Below are 19,692 nucleotides of genomic sequence, written 5' to 3'. Positions count from 1 at the left end.
CTCAGGGCACCGGCTGAACCTCGAGGCCGGCCATGACGTCTTGGAGGGTGAGTCCGGGGCGGAGCACCTTTCGCACAGGCACGGCTGGGTGAGCCGATGATGGCCCATCAACGGTGGCCCGTCACTTGGGAACCCGCGCCTTGGAGGGCATGGCGGGGCCGGATCTTCCGGTGCGGAACGGAGGGGCTCGTCGCTCCGTATCGCCAGCCCGCACCACTGGAAAAGCCGCAGACACTCCGAAATCACCTCGAATAGGCGAAAGTATTGACTGCTTTCGTCCGTGATCGGAGGAGAGTGGGGAATTGGCTTGCTTGCTGTAAGAGGCGTGCCATTTTCGAGATATGTGATTTTATGCAACCCTTACACGTAACTGCATTGTTACGTTCCGTGACGATAATCACTGTGGGGTGATATCCCCTGGTGTTCCTTCACGATTCACGCGCAGAATCTCCCCGATCTGAAGCGCCATCACCTGCGGTCCGTCGCCGGTTTCCGCTCCAAGTGGTCCGGGAGACCTCGCTGTGTTCGCTCGTCATCGTCATGCCCGCCTTCGGGCCCGCCGCACCGCCATCTCCGTGCTCAGTGCCGCGCTGCTGGTCGGCTTGTTGCCGACTCAGGCCCTGGCGATGCCCCCAGACCCGGCGAACATCGAGCTGGGGCGCGAACCCCTTGAGGCCGACCCTGTCGAGCTTGAGGAACTCAAGGTCGACAAGCCCCTGGAAGGGCTCCCGTTCGAGAAGGATCTCGACGCGCTCAAGGTCGTACCGCCCTCCGACGTGGAGCAGGCACCCTCCGGTACGACGACCACCCCGGCCGCCGCTACCGGCACGATCGACTTCGGCCCCGCCTCCCCTGCCGCGTCGGCGGCGAGGACCGCCGAGGCGGAGACCCCCACTCAGGTCCCCAATGTGCCCGTCCTGCTCGGCAAGGCCCAAGGGCTGCCCGCGCCCACCGGAACCTGGAAGGCATCCGTCGTCGACCGCAGCAGTGAGGTCGCCGCGGTCGAGGACGCTCCCAAGATCGGTGCGCTCGTCAAGGTCCAGGCCCCAGTCGACGGCGCCGTGCCCGTCTCGGTCGGCCTGCGGTACGGGGCGTTCAAGAATCTCCACAGTGCCGACTGGGCCTCACGCCTGCGACTCGTCCGCTTCCCCGAGTGCTACCTCTCCACGCCTCTCGAAGAGGCGTGTCAGGCGTACGAGGAACTCGAAACCGAGAACGACATCGAAACCGGCACCCTGACGGCGACGGTCGACGTCACGGACGTCGACGCCGTGCCCGGCTCATTCGCGAGCCCCGCCGGATCCTCCGCTTTCACGGGAGTCTCCTACCGCGTCGCATCCGGTGGCGGCGGTGCTGCCGTGGTCGGCGCCGTGGACTCGGGCGCCGGTCCTGGGGGTTCCTTCAAGGCCACCCCGCTCGCCTCCAGCGGCACATGGAGTGCGGGCGGCTCCTCCGGTGCGTTCACCTGGTCCTACCCGATGGTCATGCCGCCCGCCCCGGCCGGCCCCGCACCGAACGTCACACTCTCCTACAGCTCGCAGGCGGCCGACGGAAAGACGGCCGTCTCCTCTCCCCAGTCGTCCTGGATCGGCGAAGGATGGGACTACAGCCCTGGCTTCATCGAGCGCCGCTATCGCGCCTGCAAGGACGATACGCACAAAATAGCTGACAAAACGCCCAATAACACGGCCAAGGCAGACAAGACCGGTGACCTGTGCTGGGTCTCCTACAACGCGGTCATGTCCCTGGGGGGTACCACCACCGAACTCGTCCGCGATGTGGCCAAGGCCGAAGACGGAAGCTACCCGGAAAGCAACATCGAGTCCTACCGTCTCCAGCGCGACGACGGCACCCGGGTGGAACACCGTCTCCATCCCGCCGGAAGCGCCGCCAACAAGGATGACAACGGCGAGTACTGGATCGTCACCACAGCCGACGGCACGCGGTACCACTTCGGCCTCGACAAGGTGGGCGGCACGCACGCCGACACCAACTCGGTGTCCACCGTCCCCGTCTTCGGCAACCATCCCGGAGAGCCCTGCCATGCCTCGGCCTTCAAGGCATCGCGCTGTGGAGACGGCAAGCAGCAGGCATGGCGCTGGGGCCTCGACAAGGTCGAGGACGTCCACGGCAATGTCATGATCATCAACTGGGCGCAGGAGAGGAACTACTACGCCGTTCGGGGGGAGCGCAAGAAGCCCGAGCAGTACGACCGCGGCGCCTACCCCGTCAGCATCGAGTACGGCATCCGTGCCGACGACCTGAGCAAGGCCGCTGCCAGGATCGACTTCGGCGTCGACCAACGATGCCTCGTGTCCGCTGCGGCGTGCACCCCCGCCGCATTCGACAAGACCGACACCCCTGGTTCCTACCGCCCGTGGTGGGACACTCCTGGGTCCCTGAACTGCAAGAGCACTTCCCGGCTTTGCCCCGGATTCCCGTCCTTCTGGAGCCAGATCCGGCTGAAGACCGTCACCACCCGTGGCGTTCGCGCGAACCAGAGCGGTCTGGGCAAGATCGACGAGTACAACCTCTCTCAGTCCTTCCCCGAGGACTGGTACGACACGACCCCCGGCCTGTGGCTCAACTCCATCACGCGCACTGGCTACGGTCCCGGTGACGCCACCGGCACCATCCAGTCCAAGGACGGTGTCAGCTTCGCCCACTACCAGGTCAAGCCAGGACACCCTCTCGCCCGCCACAAAGCCGAGCCCGGAGAGGGGGCCCCTCCCAACCTTCTCGACAAGCGGCTTCCCAACCTCGTTCCCGCCCGCCCGCAGAGCACCCAACCGGCCGGCTCCAAGGCAAAGGGCAGCCGCCCCGGCTTCGCGCGACCCCGGATCGGTACCGTCGTCACGGAAGCCGGAGCCGAGATCGAAGTCGTCTACGACGGCGGTTGCCCCGTGGAGCCAAGCACTGACCAGGGCAGTAAGAACGGAACCTGCTATCCGGTCCACTGGTCGCCCGACGCCGAGGAGAAGTCCCTCGCCAAGGCGTGGTTCAACAAGTACGTCGTCGCCTCGGTCACCGAAACCGACAAGGTGGACACCCAGTTCTCCTTCCCGATCACGACCGCTTACAGCTACACGGGCGCGGCCTGGGCCAAGAACGAGGACGAGTTCCTCCGCCCTTCACTGCGCACCTTCAGCGACTGGCGCGGCTACCGCGAGGTCGCCGTCACCAAGGGCAGCAAGACGACCGGCTCCGCCACGCTGGGGATACCGCCGACGCAGTCGCGCTCGGTCACCCGGTACTTCCAGGGAGGCGGAGGGGCGGTCCTCGACTCCATCGACGGGACCGAGCTGCTCCACGACGACACCCCGCAATACGCGGGCATGACCGCCGAAACCCTCACCTACCTCGACTCCTTCAAGAAGCCGACGGAGTTCACCAGCCGCACCCGCAGTTTCCCTGGCCCGGCGGTGGAAACCGCCTCGCGCCCCCGGGAAGCCGAAGACGGCAGCGCACTCGCCCCCCTGCGTTCCTACCGCACGACTATCGACAAGAACGACGCCATCCAGGCGGTGGGCACCAGCTGGCGCGGTGTCCGGACCGAGACGCTCGCGCGTGACGAGCACGGCTTGCCCACCATGGTGCAGACACGGGTCGTCACTCCGAACAGCGCCGGTGGCCAGACGTTCTCCGAGCCCAGCTGTACGACGACCTCCTATGTGCACAACACCGCCATAGGGCTGATCGGGCTGCCTTCATCGGTTCGCAGTGCTGCTGCCACCTGTCCGGCCTCCTCCACCGATCCCTTCCCCGCCGATCCCGCCACCGAGCTCAAGAGCGAGGTCCTCACCACCTACGACCAGCTTGCCCACGGTGCCACTCCCACCAAGGGGCTGCCGACCTTCACCAAGGAACTCGACGGCACCGGCAAGATCAGTTCGGTCGGTACGGCCACCACCTACGACAGCCTCGGCCGTGTGCTCACCGTCACCAAACCGGGCCTCGGCACGGCGGAGACCCAGTACACCCCGGCCACGGGAGCCGTCACCTCGACCAAGGTGATCAATGCCGCAGCGCACGCCGTCACGACGACCTTCGATCCCGGCCGTGGGCTGCCGCTGACCGTCACCGACCCCAACGGCCGCGTCACGCGGAACCAGTACGACGGTCTCGGCCGCCTGGTCAAGGGGTGGTCCGCCTCTCGCTCGACCGGCAGCCAGTCGCCCAACGTCGAGATCTCCTACCAGCTCGCGTCCGCCACCCCCAGTGGCGGAGCGCAGCCCGCGGCCGTCACCACCAGGACACTCAAGGACGACGGCACGTACGCCGGGCAGGTAACGCTCTACGACGGCCTGCTGAGGCAGATCCAGACCCAGTCCGAAGCCCACGGTCCCGGACGCATCGTCACGGACACCTACTACAACGACCACGGGCTGGTCTCCGAACAGACCGGTGGCTACCTGGCCAAGGGCGAGCCCGCGGCCAAGCTCTTCAAGGTCAAATCCCCGTCGCTCGTGCCGAACTCGGTCAGGTTCCTCTACGACGGTCTCGAACGTCAGGTCAGACAGACCTCCTATCGAAGGAACGTCAGCCAGACGTCCACCATCACGAAGTACAACACCGACACCAGTGTCACGGTGGACCCCGCAGGCTCCACCAACCCCACGGTCACCACGGTCACCGACGCTCTGGGCCGGGTCACCCAGGTCAAGCACCACACCGGTTCCGGCAACGTCCGTACCACCACCTACGGGTACGACAAGCGGGGCAACCGGAACAAGGTCACCGACCCGGCCGGCAACGCCTGGACGTACGTCCATGACGCGCGGGGGCGGGTGACCGCTGTCACCGATCCCGACACGGGCACGACGCGCACCGAGTACGACTCGGCCGACCGGCCCTACGTCATCACGGACTCCCGCCTTCAGTCGACCCGCACGACCTATGACGACCTCGGCCGGGTCTCCAAGGTGTATGCCGGTACGACGGAACCGGCGCTGGTCAAGGCGTTCACCTACGACCGCCCGGGGGCGCTCGGCCTCCCCTGGGAGTCGAAGCGGATCGACCCGTCCGGCGAGTACATCGATCGGGTCACCGGGTATGACAGCGAGAATCGGCCGACCGCACGCGAGACCGTCATTCCCAAGAACTCCATGACCACCGGCCTCGACGGCACGTACAGCTACAGCTACACCTACACGCCGACCGGCAAGCCGCTGTCCGTCGGACTGCCCGCCAAGGGCGGTCTCGCCGGCGAGAAGGTCCTCACCCGTTACAACGAGGACGGTCTTCCCGAGTCCACGTCGGGTATCGACTGGTACACCTCGAGCGTCACCTATTCGCCCTACGGCGAGGTCCTGCGAGCGGTTTCCGGCTCCCAGCCCTACCGCGTCTGGACGACCAACTTCGTCGACGAGCACACCGGACGCCTCCAGCGCACCGTGACCGACCGGGAGACCGCCGGTCCCCACCGCATCTCGGACACGGGATACGCCTACGACGCCTCAGGCATGATCACCGCGAGCGCACGGCAGAACGCGGAGACGCCCACCCTCACGACGTGGGACAACCAGTGCTTCACCTATGACGCCATGGGTGAACTGCTCAACGCCTGGACGTCTAACATCAAGCCCGACGGAAAGGCGACCGGCTGCAAGGCGGCCTCGGGAGCCACCTGGGGTTACAACAGCACGGGAGCCCTCTCCAGCGGACCCGTCGCCGACGCCCCGCATCTGGCTCCCAAGAACGCCAGTGGGCAGCCCAACCCCGCCCCCGCCCGTATGGCCGACACGGCGCCCGCCGCGGGCACTGTCGCCTCGGGTGCAGCAGTCACCGGCTCCGCCGCCTACCGCCAGTCCTTGACGTACGACTGGATCGGCAACCGCGCCACGATGACCGATCACGATCCGGCCGGCGACACCAGCAAGAACATCGTCTACACGCACTCCTACGGCACCACTCAGCCGCACACGCTGATCTCGGCCACGACTCCCAGCGCGGGGAAGAGCAGCAGCTACACCTACAACGAGGACGGCACGACCGGGACGCGCACCCTTCTCGGGGGAACCCAGACCCAGACCCTGGAGTGGTCGACAGAGCAGAAACTCAAGTCGAACAGCATCGGCACCTCCAAGATCACCTATGTCTACGACTCCGCGGGCAACCGGCTCCTGGAGAGTTCTTCCACGGGCAGCACGCTCTACCTCGGCGAAACCGAGCTCACGACGAATGGCACCTCCATCGTCCGGGCCTCCCGTTCCTACGGTCTGAGCGGAGCTCCGTCGGTCGTGCGCACGACCGACGGCAGCGCGAATCAGGGCCTCACCGCCCTGCTCTCGGACCACCTGGGGACCGGCATCACCGCCGTGAAACTCTCCGGAACCGGCGCGGCGGCCCAAACGGTCACCCGTCGCCACATCAAGCCCTACGGCGAACTCCGTGGCACGAAGCCCGCGGAATGGCCCAACAAGCGCGGATACCTCGGTGTCGGAATCGACGACGCGACCACCGGTCTCACTCACATAGGGGCGCGTGAGTACGACCAGAACACCGGCCGCTTCCTCTCCGCCGACCCCATCATCGACATGGCCGACCCGCTTCAGATGAACGGGTACACCTACGCCAACGGCAACCCGGTCTCGAAGAGCGACCCTACGGGCCTCCGTCCGGACGGCATCTGCGGAGGAAACTCCAGCACATGCAGGCCTGACGGCCAGAAGAACGAGATGTCGGTCACGTACCACGAGACCTGGCAGCCTACGGGGTCCGGGTGGAAGTACACCGCCTATCAGAACATCAACGGGAAGCGCTTCTTCGACCAGATCGCCGGTGTGAACTGGGGGACCGTCGTCGATCTGACGCCCCGCAAGATCACCTACAACAAGAACACCATTGCCGGTGCGGGACGCTCATTTGTCAGCACTGCGGAAGCGTTCAGTTTCATGTCGCCGTTTGTCTCCTTTACGGGGGCTTACGACAGTGCCATGGGAGCGATTGGCGTGGACATCAAGGACCCTGGCTATGAGGATGGCGAGGGCTTGGTGGATCTGGCCGGCATCATGTTCATGGGGGTCGGGTCCGCTGCCAAGACCGGCGCCAGCAAGGGCTTGAAGGCTGCTAAGAGCATCTGTCACTCCTTCCTCCCGGGCACCGAAGTCCTCATGGCCGACGGCACCCGCAAGAAGATCGAGGACATCGAAGTCGGGGACACCGTCGCCACGACCGATGTCGAGACCGGGAAGAACACGAAGAAAAAGGTCCTCGAAACCATCAGGACCGAGGACGACAAGGACTTCACCGACATCACTGTCGCGACAGGCGAGACCCTGTCGAGCATCGTCGCGACCGACACCCACCCTTTCTGGGTCCCCGCACTGAAGGAATGGGTGCCGGCCGGTTCCCTGAAGGCCGGCCAATGGCTCCGCACGAGTGCGGGAACGCTCGTCCAGATCACGACACTCGACCATTACACGAAGCGCCAGCGTACGCACGACCTCACGATTGAGGACGTCCATGCGTACTATGTGCTGGCGGGGGCTACTCCGGTCCTGGTACACAACTGCGGCGGCAGCAACTTGGCGCACTCGCCAGCGTGTACCTGTGCAAGCGGAGGCCAGCCCAGACTCGCCAATGGAACTATGGGGAGCAACCCCAATCCTCCGGCTGCCAGGCTCGGTCGCGATCAATACCCGAGCGGGTACCGAGCTACGACTCATGACGCTATGCGCAATCAATGGACGGATGCGCAGGGTAACTGGCTCGATGAGACGGGTAGTATCATTCAGGGGAATGTCACCTATGATCACATCTCACCTGTGGTTGATCACTGGAATTCGATTGGCTACAACAGTAGTCGAGCAGTTCGAAATGATTATTACAACGACGTCAGCAATCTTCGTCCGATGTCGGGATCATTGAATTCTAGTTTGGGTGGCAGCATGACGCAGCGGTACAGGCAAATCACAGGGCCGAACTACTCAAGATAGGCGCGAGAGCGAAGTGAGTGGAACCGTGAATATCAGGCAGGCCGTGACTGGAATTGGGGACGTCAGAGAGTTCCCCGGCCTTTCTGATGCGTGGCAATGGTCGCCAAACCCCAGGTTTGTCTTCTCGTTGGCGTTGAGCCCTGAAGGGGATCGAGCGTACCAAATGAACACGCTCGATTCATTCGATGAGGGTCTGGTCAAGGCTGTCCTCGAGTTTTCCCGTCACCGGCGGATCCGTGTTGAGCCGGAAGTGCGACCATTCTCCGTGGCGACAGGTTTCGCCCATGCAGGCTACAGGTTCGACTCGGTGGCGGCAGTCTCTTCTTCTGTTCATGGATATCACGCAGGGAGGGACGAATCCCTGAACGATTCGGTTATCGCGGTATTCCCGTCCTATCGTTGCGAATTTTCCGACAATGAGACCTTCGAGGAAGCGACCTACCGGTTCAAGCGAATGCTGCGACCGGCTCTCACGTCTAGAGCGCCTAGTCCATATCTTCGGATGCGATACGAGAACAGAAAGACCGGAGGGGGAAGCGTGGGCCCTGTCCGTGGATTCGCAACTCCAGATGTCCTGCTCAGGGAGCTCGGTTACCTCGAAGGTGCTCTTGGGAGTTTCGTAGAATTTGAGAACTTCCATGGCGAGGTTCGGAAAGTTGAATGGGATGGGGCATGGGTGATAAATGGGGAGCGGCAGGAGATTGTCATTTCTGAAGATTGGGTGATGGCCTCCCTGGGTTGTTAATGATGTAGTGAGGGGCACCTTGCTACTTGGGGTGGATGGCTCAGGACCCACCCACCCCATAAAGCCGCCAGAAGCCCCACCGGATTTTCGTCCGGTGGGGCTTCTGGCGGTTTGACGGCAGTAGTTGACGGCAACGTCAGCGGACGGGGGTGCGCAGGAGAGCTGGGTGTCGTCGGCGTCAGGCCGGTTGGCGGTCTCGGAAGGGGTGTGGAGCGTACGGCCGAGGAGGTTGATGGCGTCACACTGCAGGCGGAGTCGTACGTGGGCGTAGATGGTGGCGGTGACGCCGATGTGGGCGTGTCCGAGGAGTTCCTTGATGACGACGAGGCCCCTCTGCCTCTTCGCGTTCCCGTTCCTGACCTTCAAGGTGTTGCTTCAGCGAGGGAATGCACTCGCGCGGGAGGGCAATGCGTCGTTCGGATGCGTGCGTCTTGGTGGGCAGTGCGGTAAGCCCGCCGGTCTGGGGCGCTGGAGGGTGCGGCGGATGCTGGCGGTGCCGTTGTGGAGGTCAAGGTCTTCCCACTGGAGGCCGAGGAGCTCTCCTTTACGGAGTCTGGTGTGGAGGGCGAGTTCGTACAGGGCGAACAGGCAGTGATTGCGGACAGCGGCGAGGAACCGGCGGGCTTCGTCTGACGTGAGCGGTTCGAACCGACGGGGGCGCGGCGTACCCGTACGGACGTTGCGGGCGACATTGCGCGTGATCTCCTCCTCGCGAACGGCGTGCTCCAAGGCGGACTTGAGTACGGAGTGGATGTGCGCCAGCGTCAGCAGGAGAGCTGCTTGGAGCAGCACGCTCCGGCGGCGCAGCAACGGGGCTGATCGCGGCGGGCGTCGATACTGCGGGCGCAGCACTGGCAGGTGGTGCGGAGCTGGTTGAGCCAGGTGCGGATGTCCTTGGCGGTGAGTTTGGCCAGCTTTTTCTTGCCGAGGCCGGGGATGAGGTGCTGGTGGACGCAGGAGGTGTAGCGGGTGTGGGTGTTCTCGCGGAGGTGGCAGACGGCGACGGCCTCCAGCCAGTACGTCAGGCATGCAGCCACGCTGCCCTGCACGGAGGGCACGGGGACGCCTTGGTCGCTGGCTGCGATCTTCTCGGTGAGTTTGGCCAGGGCCTCCTTGCGGGTGGTGCCGTAGACGCGGACGCGGCGGCGGGTGTTGCCGGGAGGCGAGGACGTATCCGGCGGCTTCCCAGCGGCTGTCTTGCGCTGGTAGACGGTTCCGGCGCCGTTGGCGCGTACGCGGCGCGAGGCGGGGGTGTTGTGGGTGTGGTCATCAGACGGCGTCCTGTTCGAGGCGGGCGTGGATGAAGTCGGTGAGGGCGTGGGCAGGGATACGGCGCGCGGCCGAGGGTGATCGAGGCGAGCCGACCCGTGCGGAGCAGGTCGTAGACGGCCGAGCGGCCGAGCTGAAGGCGGCCCATGATCTGGGGCACCGTGAGTAGATCCAGCCCCGGGACCGCTTCCGGGTGGAGGCCCGCGAGTGGAGGCGAGGCCATCAGTAGTCCTCTTCGGCCGCGAACTGCCGTTCCAGTTCCCCGCGGTGCCATACAGCGGCGTCGGGTCCGGTGGGGGCAGGTCGGCATGAGTCCGGGCCTGTTCGGCGCGCCAGGCGCGGCAGGCGGCGCGCAGCGCGCCGAGGGTCCAGGCGGTGCGGATCATGCGGGTGGCGTGCTCGGGCACGGACTTGAACCAGAGGGCGGTGATTCTCCTCGGCCAGTGGTCGAGCGTGCCGGTGGCGGTTTCGGTGCCCTTGGCGACGTATCCGGTGACCTTGCCCTCGGTGATCGTGGTCCCGCCCTGGAAGATCGCGCCGCAGGTGCACCAAGACCCCGCCCGGCCGTAGACGCGCGAGGACCCCGCCCGGCCTCGGCCGGACGGGGTCCTCGGGTCGGAGCGGGCTCAGCACTCGATGATGTTCACCGCGAGCCCGCCCCGAGCCGTCTCCTTGTACTTGACGGACATGTCCGCGCCCGTCTCCTTCATCGTCTTGATGACCTTGTCGAGGGAGACCATGTGGTTGCCGTCGCCGCGCATCGACATCTTCGCGGCCGTGACCGCCTTGACCGCCGCCATGCCGTTGCGTTCGATGCAGGGGATCTGGACGAGGCCGCCGACCGGGTCGCAGGTCAGGCCCAGGTTGTGTTCCATGCCGATCTCGGCGGCGTTCTCGACCTGTTCGGGGGAGCCGCCGAGGACCTCGGCGAGGGCGCCCGCGGCCATCGAGCAGGCCGAGCCGACCTCGCCCTGGCAGCCGACCTCGGCGCCGGAGATGGAGGCGTTCTCCTTGAAGAGCATGCCGACCGCGCCCGCGGCGAGGAGGAAGCGGACGATGCCGTCCTCGTCCGCGCCGGGGACGAAGTTCATGTAGTAGTGCAGGACGGCGGGGATGATGCCGGCCGCGCCGTTCGTCGGGGCGGTGACCACGCGCCCGCCCGCCGCGTTCTCCTCGTTCACGGCCATCGCGTAGAGGGTGATCCACTCCATCGCGTGCGCCGCCGGGTCGCCCTCGGAGCGGAGCTTGCGGGCCGAGTTCGCGGCGCGCCTGCGGACCTTCAGGCCGCCGGGCAGGATGCCCTCGCGGGACATGCCGCGGGCGACGCAGGACTGCATGACCCGCCAGATCTCCAGGAGACCGGTGCGGATCTCGTCCTCGGTGCGCCAGGCCTTCTCGTTCTCCAGCATCAGGGAGGAGATCGAAAGGCCGGTCTCCCGGGTGAGGCGGAGCAGCTCGTCGCCGGTGCGGAAGGGGTACTTCAGGACGGTGTCGTCGGGGATGATCGGGTTCTCGCCCGCGACGGCGTCCTCGTCGACGACGAAGCCGCCGCCGACCGAGTAGTAGGTCTTCTCCAGGACGAGACCGCCCTGCTCGTCACGGGCGGAGACGGTCATCCCGTTGGCGTGGTACGGCAGCGCCTTGCGCCGGTGCAGGATCAGATCGGCGTCGAAGTCGAAGGGGATGTCGTGCGCGCCGAGCAGATTGATCCGGCCGCTCGCCTTGATCCGCTCGAACTCCTCGTCGGCGTGCTCCACGTCCACCGTGCGCGGCGAGTTGCCTTCGAGGCCGAGGAGGACCGCCTTGGGGGTGCCGTGGCCGTGGCCGGTCGCGCCGAGGGAGCCGAACAGCTCGGCCCGCACGGTCGCGGTGTGGGCGAGCAGCCCCTCGTTCTTCAGTCGGCGGGCGAACATCCTGGCCGCCCGCATCGGCCCCACCGTGTGGGAGCTGGACGGGCCGATGCCGATCGAGAACAGGTCGAAGACCGAGATGGCCACGGAAGGACTCCTTGTGGGGGCTAGACGCCGTTGTCTGCCGGGTGGCGCAGAGGGGGCTGAGCGGGGAGCGGAGACGGGGCAGGGGCGGGGCTGGGGACGGGGTGGCGGGGAGAGCGGGTGTGGGTGCCGCCCGGCGGGCGGGCATGGCGCGGGGCACCGCGCTCACAGTCCAGTGTGCGCGGTGCCCCGAAGATTCGTACGAATGAAAGGGTACGAAACTGCTACAGGCCGGGGTACAGCGGGTGCTTCTCCGCGAGGGCGGTCACCCGGGCCTTGAGGGCCTCGGCCTTCTCGGCGTCGAAGCCGGGCTTCAGGGTCTCCGCGATGATCTCGGCGACCTCGGTGAAGTCCTCGGTGCCGAAGCCGCGGGTGGCGAGCGCCGGCGTGCCGATGCGCAGGCCGGAGGTGACCATCGGCGGGCGCGGGTCGTTCGGGACCGCGTTCCGGTTGACCGTGATGCCGACCTCGTGGAGACGGTCCTCGGCCTGCTGGCCGTCCAGCTCGGAGTCGCGCAGGTCCACCAGGACCAGGTGCACGTCCGTGCCGCCGGACAGGACGGAGACGCCGTGCTCGGTGACGTCGGCCTGGACCAGGCGCTCGGCCAGGATGCGGGCGCCGTCCAGGGTGCGCTGCTGGCGCTCCTTGAACTCCTCCGAGGCCGCGACCTTGAAGGAGACGGCCTTGGCCGCGATCACGTGCTCCAGCGGGCCGCCCTGGAAACCGGGGAAGACCGAGGAGTTCAGCTTCTTCGCGAACTCCTTCTTCGCCAGGATGACGCCGCCGCGGGGGCCGCCGAGCGTCTTGTGCGTGGTGGAGGTCACCACGTCCGCGTACTCGACCGGGTTCGGGTGCAGACCGGCGGCGACCAGGCCCGCGAAGTGGGCCATGTCGACCCACAGGTAGGCCTCGACCTCGTCGGCGATCCGGCGGAACTCGGCGAAGTCCAGCTGACGCGGGTAGGCGGACCAGCCCGCGATGATCACCTTGGGGCGGTGCTCCTTGGCGAGGCGCTCGACCTCGGCCATGTCGACCAGACCGGCCTCGTCCACGTGGTACGCGACCACGTCGAACTGCTTGCCGGAGAAGTTCAGGCGCATGCCGTGGGTCAGGTGACCGCCGTGCGCCAGGTCCAGGCCCAGGATCGTGTCGCCGGGCTGCGCGATCGCGAAGAGGGCCGCCTGGTTCGCCGAGGCGCCGGAGTGCGGCTGCACATTGGCGTACTCGGCGCCGAACAGGTCCTTGATCCGGTCGATCGCGATCTGCTCGGCGACGTCGACGTGCTCGCAGCCGCCGTAGTAGCGGCGGCCCGGGTAGCCCTCGGCGTACTTGTTGGTGAGGACGGAGCCCTGCGCCTCCATGACGGCGACCGGAGCGAAGTTCTCCGAGGCGATCATTTCGAGGGTGGACTGCTGGCGGCGGAGCTCGGCGTCGACGGCGGCGGCGACGTCCGGGTCCAGCTCGTGGAGGGGAGTGTTCAGAAGCGACATGAATCGATCCCTAGGGGTCTCGGGCCCGGTCTTTCAGTTACCGGCGGAGAACGCGGCGTACGCGTCGGCGGTGAGCAGGTCGGCCGGCTCGCCCTCGACGCGCACCTTGAACAGCCAGCCACCCTCGAACGGAGCCGTGTTCACCAGGGACGGGTCGTCCACCACGTCCTGGTTGGCCTCGACGACCTCGCCCGTCACGGGGGAGTAGAGGTCGCTGACCGACTTCGTCGACTCCAGCTCGCCACAGGTCTCGCCCGCGGTCACGGTGGAGCCGACCTCGGGGAGCTGGGCGTAGACGACGTCACCGAGCGCGTTGGCCGCGAACTCGGTGATGCCGATGGTGGCGACGCCGTCCACGGCGTCCGACAGCCACTCGTGCTCCTTGGTGTACCGCAGCTGCTGGGGGTTGCTCATGGCCTGATTCTCCTGGATCGGGGGAGTGCTGATGAACGTGGGTCTTACGGGATGAGACGGGAAAGGAGACGAATACGTCACTTCTGGCGCTTGTAGAACGGCAGCGCCACGACCTCGTACGGCTCGTGGGTGCCCCGGACGTCCACGCCGACGCCCTCGGTGCCGGGCGTGGCGTGCTCCGCGTCCACGTACGCCATCGCGATCGGCTTGCCGAGCGTCGGGGAGGGGGCGCCGGAGGTGACCTCGCCGATCACCACGCCGTCCTTGACGACGGAGAAACCGGCGCGCGGGACCCGGCGGCCGGAGGCGATCAGGCCGACGAGCTTGCGCGGCGGGGCGGTCTCGGCGCGCTCGGCGGCCTTCTCCAGCGCCTCGCGGCCGACGAAACGGCCCTCGTTGTTCGTCTTCTCGAACTTCACGACCCGGCCGAGCCCCGCGTCGAAGGGGGTCAGTTCGGTGGTCAGCTCGTGGCCGTACAGCGGCATGCCCGCTTCGAGGCGGAGGGTGTCGCGGCAGGACAGACCGCAGGGGATCAGACCGACCGGGGCGCCCGCCTCGGTCAGCGCCTTCCAGACGCCCTCGGCGTGCTCGGGCTTAAGGAACAGCTCGAAGCCGTCCTCGCCGGTGTAGCCGGTACGGGCGATCAGGGCGGGCACGCCCGCGACCGTGCCGGGCAGGCCCGCGTAGTACTTCAGAGCGTCCAGGTCGGCGTCGGTGAGCGACTTCAGGATGCCGGGGGACTCCGGGCCCTGGATCGCGATCAGGGAGTACGCGTCGCGGTCGTCGCGGACCTCGGCGTCGAAGCCCGCCGAGCGCTCCACCAGGGCGTCCAGGACCACCTGGGCGTTGGAGGCGTTGGCCACCACCATGTACTCGGGGGCCTCGGTCCCGCCCAGGCGGTACACGATCAGGTCGTCCAGGATGCCGCCGTCCTCGCGGCAGATCATCGTGTACCGGGCCCGGCCGGTGCCGATCGTGGCGATGTTGCCGACCAGGGCGTGGTCGAGCAGCTCCACCGCCTGCGGGCCCGTGACGGTGATCTCGCCCATGTGGGAGAGGTCGAACAGACCGGCCTTGGTGCGGACCGCGAGGTGCTCCTCGCGCTCGCTGCCGTAACGCAGCGGCATGTCCCAGCCCGCGAAGTCGGTCATGGTCGCGCCCAGCGAACGATGCAGGGCATCGAGGGCAGTCAGTCGGGCGGCAGAGGTCATGGGGTGGCTCCCGGGTCCCAAGGGCGTGATCGGTGACGAAAACACATGACGGGCGAGGACGTCCTCCCCATCTGTCATGGAACCTGAGAGGTTCACCGAGAGCATCTCGTCACCGAGAGATCGGCTTGCACCTTGGGTGGGGACACGGCGAGGTGTCCCGCTTTTCAGATCTGCCTCATCCACGCGGTACGGGGCCTGAGAGATTCAAGGGAGGGTCTTGCTCCTTCGGCGTCCGGGTGCCGTGGCGACCCGGAACTCTCCCGCGCGGATTCGAGCGGCCGGTATGCGGTTGTACGGCGACTGTGCGCGCCTGGCGCGCACATCATCGCACGCGTGCTCGGCGGGTCACATCACTTGTGTCCCATTACCAATTCTTTACACTTCTTGGGCATGGGTCTTCCGAGACCCGCAGGGGGGAGAATCGAATGAGGTTCCAGCACACCGGCGCCTACGCTCCGAGCACCGGGATACCGTCCCAGCGGGCCCGCGCCCGGACCCGGCGACGGGGCCGGACCCTGCGGGACCTGCGCGAGCGCGGCGGCCGCGGCCCCCGCGCCCTCACCTTCGCCGCCGGTGACCTCGTCGTGGTCTCCGGACTGCCCGGCAGCGGCAAGTCCACCCTCATGCGGCGCGCCGCCCACGGCACCGGCGTCGACTCCCAGGACGCCCGCGAGCGCTGGGAGACCCGCATGCCCCGCTTCCTGCCGTACGCGGTCTACCGCCCCCTGGTCCGCCTCGCGCACTACGCCGGACTCCGCCGCGCCCTGCGCTCGGGGGAGGGCGTGATCGTCCACGACTGCGGCACCCAGTCCTGGGTGCGCGCCTGGCTCGCCCGCGAGGCCCGCCGCCGGGGCCGCGCCCTCCACCTGGTCCTCCTCGACGTCACCCCCGGCACCGCCCGCGCCGGACAGCGCGAGCGGGGCAGGGGCGTCTCGGCCTACGCCTTCGCCCGGCACCGCGGAGCCGTGGCCCGGCTCCTCGCCGCCGCCGAGTCCGGCCGCCTCCCGCACGGCTGCGCCTCCGCCACCCTGCTCGACCGGGACGCCGCCGACGCCCTCACCAGGATCGGCTTCCGGGGAGCCGTCTTAGCCGACGCACCGACCGGACCGGGCGCACCGACCGCACCGGGCGCGACATGAGGCCGGGCCCCGTGTGAGGGCGGCCCTGTGCGCGGACGGACCCCGTGGATCCCGCGTGAGGACGGACCCGCAGGTGGGCTGACCCCGCACATGGACGGCCCCCGTGCGTGGACGGCCCCGCACGAGAGGGGACCCCGTACGAGCGCCGCCCCCGCCTGAGGACCGCCCCCACCCCGCCGTTCGGGTGCTCGCGCCCCCGTCGTGAGCCGCCCGCCTCCCCCGTGCCCGCGCTGAGGACCGGCCCCCGGGGGTCCGTCCGACCATCGCACCGGCGTCCCGGGCCTCCCGGGTTCCGTACCCTTTGGGCCACGGCGCCGTCGGGGCGGCGTTAGGGTGCTGGCGGGCCCGCCCGTGCGGCGGGCCGGGCGAGATTGGGGAAGACGGGACCGTGGACGTGACGTGGCCGGGCAACGAGCTCGAAGAGGTCCTTGCCGCCTCACTCGGCAACCCCGAGGCCGGCGGCCGACTGGTCGAGGTGCTCGGCCGCAGCCCCGTGTGGGTGCCCCTGCCCAACGGCGGCAGCCCCGAGAGCGCCGACCTGGACCTGCCCACCATGGAGATCGAGGGCGCCCCCTACGTCCCCGTCTTCAGCTCCGAGCAGCAGTTCCTCGCCTGCGTCGGCAGCCACATGTCCTTCACCGTCGCCCCCGCCCGCGACTTCGCCCGGGGCCTGCCCCCGCAGCTCGGCATCGCGGTCAACCCCGGTGGCGTCGTCGGCGTCCCGCTGCCCCCGCCCGCCGTCGCCGAACTCTGCCGGATCGGCCGCACCCCCCTGGACGGCCCCGCCAACGGCGGCCGGGTCCGGCTCTTCGAGCCCGACTGGCAGGACGATCCGGTCGACTTCCTCTCCGCCGCCTCCGCCGAGTTCGAGGCCACCGGCATCGTCGCCTCCGCGCGCCGCGCCCTCGCCAGCGTCGAGGGCACCGAACCCGCCCTCTTCATCGGCGTCCAACTCCTGGCCTGGGACGGCGTCGACCGCAACGCGCCCCTGGACGCCCTCGGCCGCGCCCTCGGCCGGGTCGAGGCCGCCTGGCCGGTCAACCTCATCCTGCTCGACATGGCCCAGGACGACCCGGTCGCCACCTGGATGCTGGAGCGGGTGCGTCCCTTCTACCAGCGCGCCGCCGTGTGACGGACCCCCTGTCTAAGCTGAACTTCTCACAGCGGAACAGGCGCGGGACAGGCCCGGCGCGGACGCGGGACCGAAGCCGGACAGGCGCGGGACACACGCAGGACGGACGCAGACAGACGTGGTGACGGAAGAGGGGCGGGACCCAGGGTGAGCGCGTCAGGCACCGCTGCGACCGAAGCGGTCGAGCACATGCTGCGCCAGGTGGCACCCGGACGCTACGACGCGTACGAGCAGCTGCTGCACGCCCTCGCCGACGGCGAGCTGCGGATGCTGCTCTGGCAGGGCTCGCCGGGATCGGCCGACGCCCAGTACGGGAACATGCAGGTCGACGGCCATGGTTACGCCCCCTGCGTCACCTCCGACCGGGAGCTGGCCGCCTCCGGCTGGCACCGTGCCCACGAGGTCGTCACCGGCCGTGAGATCGCCCGTGCCCTCTACCCCGACCGCTGGGGCGTCTGGCTGAATCCGCACGCCCCCGGCGGCGGTCTCGGCATTCCGTGGGCCGATCTGCGCCGGATCGCCACCGGTCTGGACCGGATGCCCGCCGGGCCGCTCCGGGTCACCGAACCCACCCTCGAACTGCCGCAGTTCTACGCCCAGCTGACCCAGAACGCGCATCGCACCCCGGCCGTCCGGTCGCTGCGCCGGGGCTGGGTGCAGCCCGCGCTCGGCTCCCCGTACCTCGTCATCGGTCTGGACCTGTACGACGGTTCCGCCGCCGCGGTGGACGCGGTGCGCGCGATGATGCGTCAGTCGATCGGCGCCGTACCCGAGGGGCTGCCCGTCTCCACGGTCGCCCTCTCCGACGCGTACGACCCCGTGGCGCTCTGGCTGCGGGCCAACGGACGCTCCTTCTACGACCGCGAGGCGCACGCCGGGCAGGGCCCCGCGCCCGTCCCCGGATACGGCTACCCGCCCCCGGCTCCGTCCGGATACTGAGACGTACCGCGCGTCGCCTTCCGCACCCCGGGCCTCCGGAGTTCGCTCCGGAGGCCTACGTTCGCCCTCATTGCATCCCTCGAAAGGGTAGTTGAGCGGACATGCCCCTTTGAGGGGAAGAGGCCCCGAGTTGGTCCGCTCACGTGATCACGGCGTCCGGATAACGGAAGTCGCAGCACCGCATCACGTTTGAGCAAACATTCCTCGTCAGGGCTGGCGGGTGATCGCGGCCACATTGAAGACTCCCCGGAACACCGGGCTTTCGGCTCCCACGGGGGCACTGCCCGGCAGGTTGTTCCACCGAGCCGCAAATCCGCGGCGGGCAAGGGCCGGCTATCGGCGGCCGAGAGGGGTCCTCACCACGATGACGGCACCACTGCACGAGACGAGTGCGGGCGAGCCGACCGCCACCGTCGACGCCTCGCCCGACGCCGGGAAGGCGATCGAGGGCCGCTCGCCCTGGAAGATCGCCTGGACCCGCCTCAAGCGCGACAAGCTCGCCCTCGCGGGCGCCTTCGTCGTCCTCTTCCTCATCCTGGTCGCGCTCTTCGCCCCGCTCATCGTCGGACTCCTCGGCCATCCGCCGGAGGAGTTCCACGAGGACCAGATCGACCCGCTGTTCGGCACCCCGATCGGCTCCTGGGGCGGCGCCAGCTCCGACTTCCTCTTCGGCGTCGAGCCGGTCAACGGCCGCGACGTCTTCAGCCGGATCGTCTACGGCGCCCGGATCTCGCTGCTCGTCGCCTTCCTCGCGGCGGTCTTCGCCGTCGCCCTCGGCACCGTCCTGGGCATCGTCGCCGGTTACTTCGGCGGCTGGATCGACGCCGCTCTCAGCCGCGTCATGGACGTGATGCTCGCCTTCCCGCAGCTGCTCTTCACGATCGCCCTGGTCTCCGTACTGCCCAACTCGCTGCTCGGACTCGACGGCTCCGGGGTGCGCATCGCCGCCCTCGTCCTGGTCATCGGCTTCTTCGGCTGGCCGTACGTGGGCCGTATCGTCCGAGGCCAGACGCTTTCGCTGCGCAACCGGGAGTACGTGGAGGCCGCCCAGAGCCTGGGTGCGGGGCGGCTCTACATCCTCCGCCGCGAGCTGCTGCCCAACCTGATCGCCCCGATCACGGTCTACGCGACCCTGATGATCCCCACCAACATCCTCACCGAAGCGGCCCTCAGCTTCCTCGGCGCGGGTGTGAAGCCTCCCACCGCTTCCTGGGGACAGATGCTGTCGACGGCCATCACCACCTACGAGGCCGACCCGCTGTTCATGATCATCCCCGGCCTCGCGATCTTCATCACCGTCCTGGCGTTCAACCTCTTCGGCGACGGCGTGCGTGACGCGCTCGACCCGAAGGGCTCCCGCTGACCGTCGCCGACGACCGCACGACCCGCCCCTGCCGCAGGCGACAGGAGGCTCATCCCCAA

10 protein-coding genes, 2 pseudogenes and 1 riboswitch are annotated in these 19,692 nt (G+C 68.0%); of the genes and pseudogenes, 6 read left to right on the top strand and 6 right to left on the bottom strand.

The window, feature by feature from the left end; all coding sequences use genetic code 11:
• The first annotated feature begins 626 nt into the window (after nt 1-626).
• Complete coding sequence (locus BU197_RS20125; protein ID WP_188269771.1) at nt 627-7,937, top strand: RHS repeat-associated core domain-containing protein; 7,311 nt, start codon at nt 627-629, stop codon at nt 7,935-7,937.
• Between the two features lie 25 nt (nt 7,938-7,962).
• The gene (locus tag BU197_RS20120) at nt 7,963-8,682 is read left to right on the top strand and encodes a hypothetical protein (protein ID WP_188269777.1); all 720 of its coding nucleotides are present in this window, start codon (nt 7,963-7,965) and stop codon (nt 8,680-8,682) included.
• 162 nt (nt 8,683-8,844) lie between these two features.
• On the opposite strand, the pseudogene BU197_RS20115 reads toward BU197_RS20120, so the two are convergent.
• From BU197_RS20115 to gcvT, 6 genes and pseudogenes are all read right to left on the bottom strand, one after another.
• A pseudogene (locus BU197_RS20115) lies at nt 8,845-9,952 on the bottom strand (tyrosine-type recombinase/integrase); the annotation flags it as partial.
• Nucleotides 9,952-10,174: pseudogene (locus tag BU197_RS30610) on the bottom strand (helix-turn-helix domain-containing protein). The pseudogenes BU197_RS30610 and BU197_RS20115, both read right to left, overlap by 1 nt.
• A 403-nt stretch (nt 10,175-10,577) precedes the next feature.
• On the bottom strand, nt 10,578-11,948 hold the full coding sequence (locus BU197_RS20110) for an L-serine ammonia-lyase (RefSeq protein WP_188269666.1): 1,371 nt from the start codon (nt 11,946-11,948) through the stop codon (nt 10,578-10,580).
• Between the two features lie 221 nt (nt 11,949-12,169).
• Complete coding sequence (gene glyA / locus BU197_RS20105; RefSeq protein ID WP_223183239.1) at nt 12,170-13,435, bottom strand: serine hydroxymethyltransferase; 1,266 nt, start codon at nt 13,433-13,435, stop codon at nt 12,170-12,172.
• Between the two features lie 33 nt (nt 13,436-13,468).
• Nucleotides 13,469-13,849 (bottom strand): glycine cleavage system protein GcvH, encoded by a 381-nt coding sequence (gcvH, locus tag BU197_RS20100; RefSeq protein WP_188269665.1) that lies wholly within the window; start codon nt 13,847-13,849, stop codon nt 13,469-13,471.
• A 77-nt stretch (nt 13,850-13,926) separates the two neighbouring features.
• Nucleotides 13,927-15,060: a glycine cleavage system aminomethyltransferase GcvT gene (gene gcvT / locus BU197_RS20095; RefSeq protein ID WP_188269664.1), complete on the bottom strand. Its 1,134-nt coding sequence runs from the start codon at nt 15,058-15,060 to the stop codon at nt 13,927-13,929.
• 174 nt (nt 15,061-15,234) lie between these two features.
• A riboswitch (glycine riboswitch) is annotated at nt 15,235-15,333 on the bottom strand.
• 152 nt (nt 15,334-15,485) lie between these two features.
• Here gcvT and BU197_RS20090 point away from each other — a divergent pair.
• From BU197_RS20090 to BU197_RS20075, 4 genes are all read left to right on the top strand, one after another.
• Nucleotides 15,486-16,199 (top strand): AAA family ATPase, encoded by a 714-nt coding sequence (locus BU197_RS20090; RefSeq protein ID WP_188269663.1) that lies wholly within the window; start codon nt 15,486-15,488, stop codon nt 16,197-16,199.
• A gap of 388 nt (nt 16,200-16,587) precedes the next feature.
• A complete protein-coding gene (locus tag BU197_RS20085; protein ID WP_188269662.1) occupies nt 16,588-17,331 on the top strand; it encodes an enhanced serine sensitivity protein SseB in 744 nt (247 codons plus the stop codon).
• Nucleotides 17,332-17,478: 147 nt separating this feature from the next.
• Entirely contained in the window at nt 17,479-18,270 is a 792-nt protein-coding gene (locus BU197_RS20080) for an enhanced serine sensitivity protein SseB C-terminal domain-containing protein (RefSeq protein WP_188269661.1), read from the top strand.
• Between the two features lie 364 nt (nt 18,271-18,634).
• Entirely contained in the window at nt 18,635-19,633 is a 999-nt protein-coding gene (locus BU197_RS20075; RefSeq protein ID WP_188269660.1) for an ABC transporter permease, read from the top strand.
• Nucleotides 19,634-19,692: the final 59 nt, after the last annotated feature.

Source organism: Streptomyces sp. CBMA291, assembly GCF_014596525.1.
In the GTDB taxonomy this organism is placed as follows: domain Bacteria; phylum Actinomycetota; class Actinomycetes; order Streptomycetales; family Streptomycetaceae; genus Streptomyces.
The sequence above is the reverse complement of the archived record's forward strand: the minus strand, read 5'-3'. Positions and strand labels throughout refer to the sequence as shown.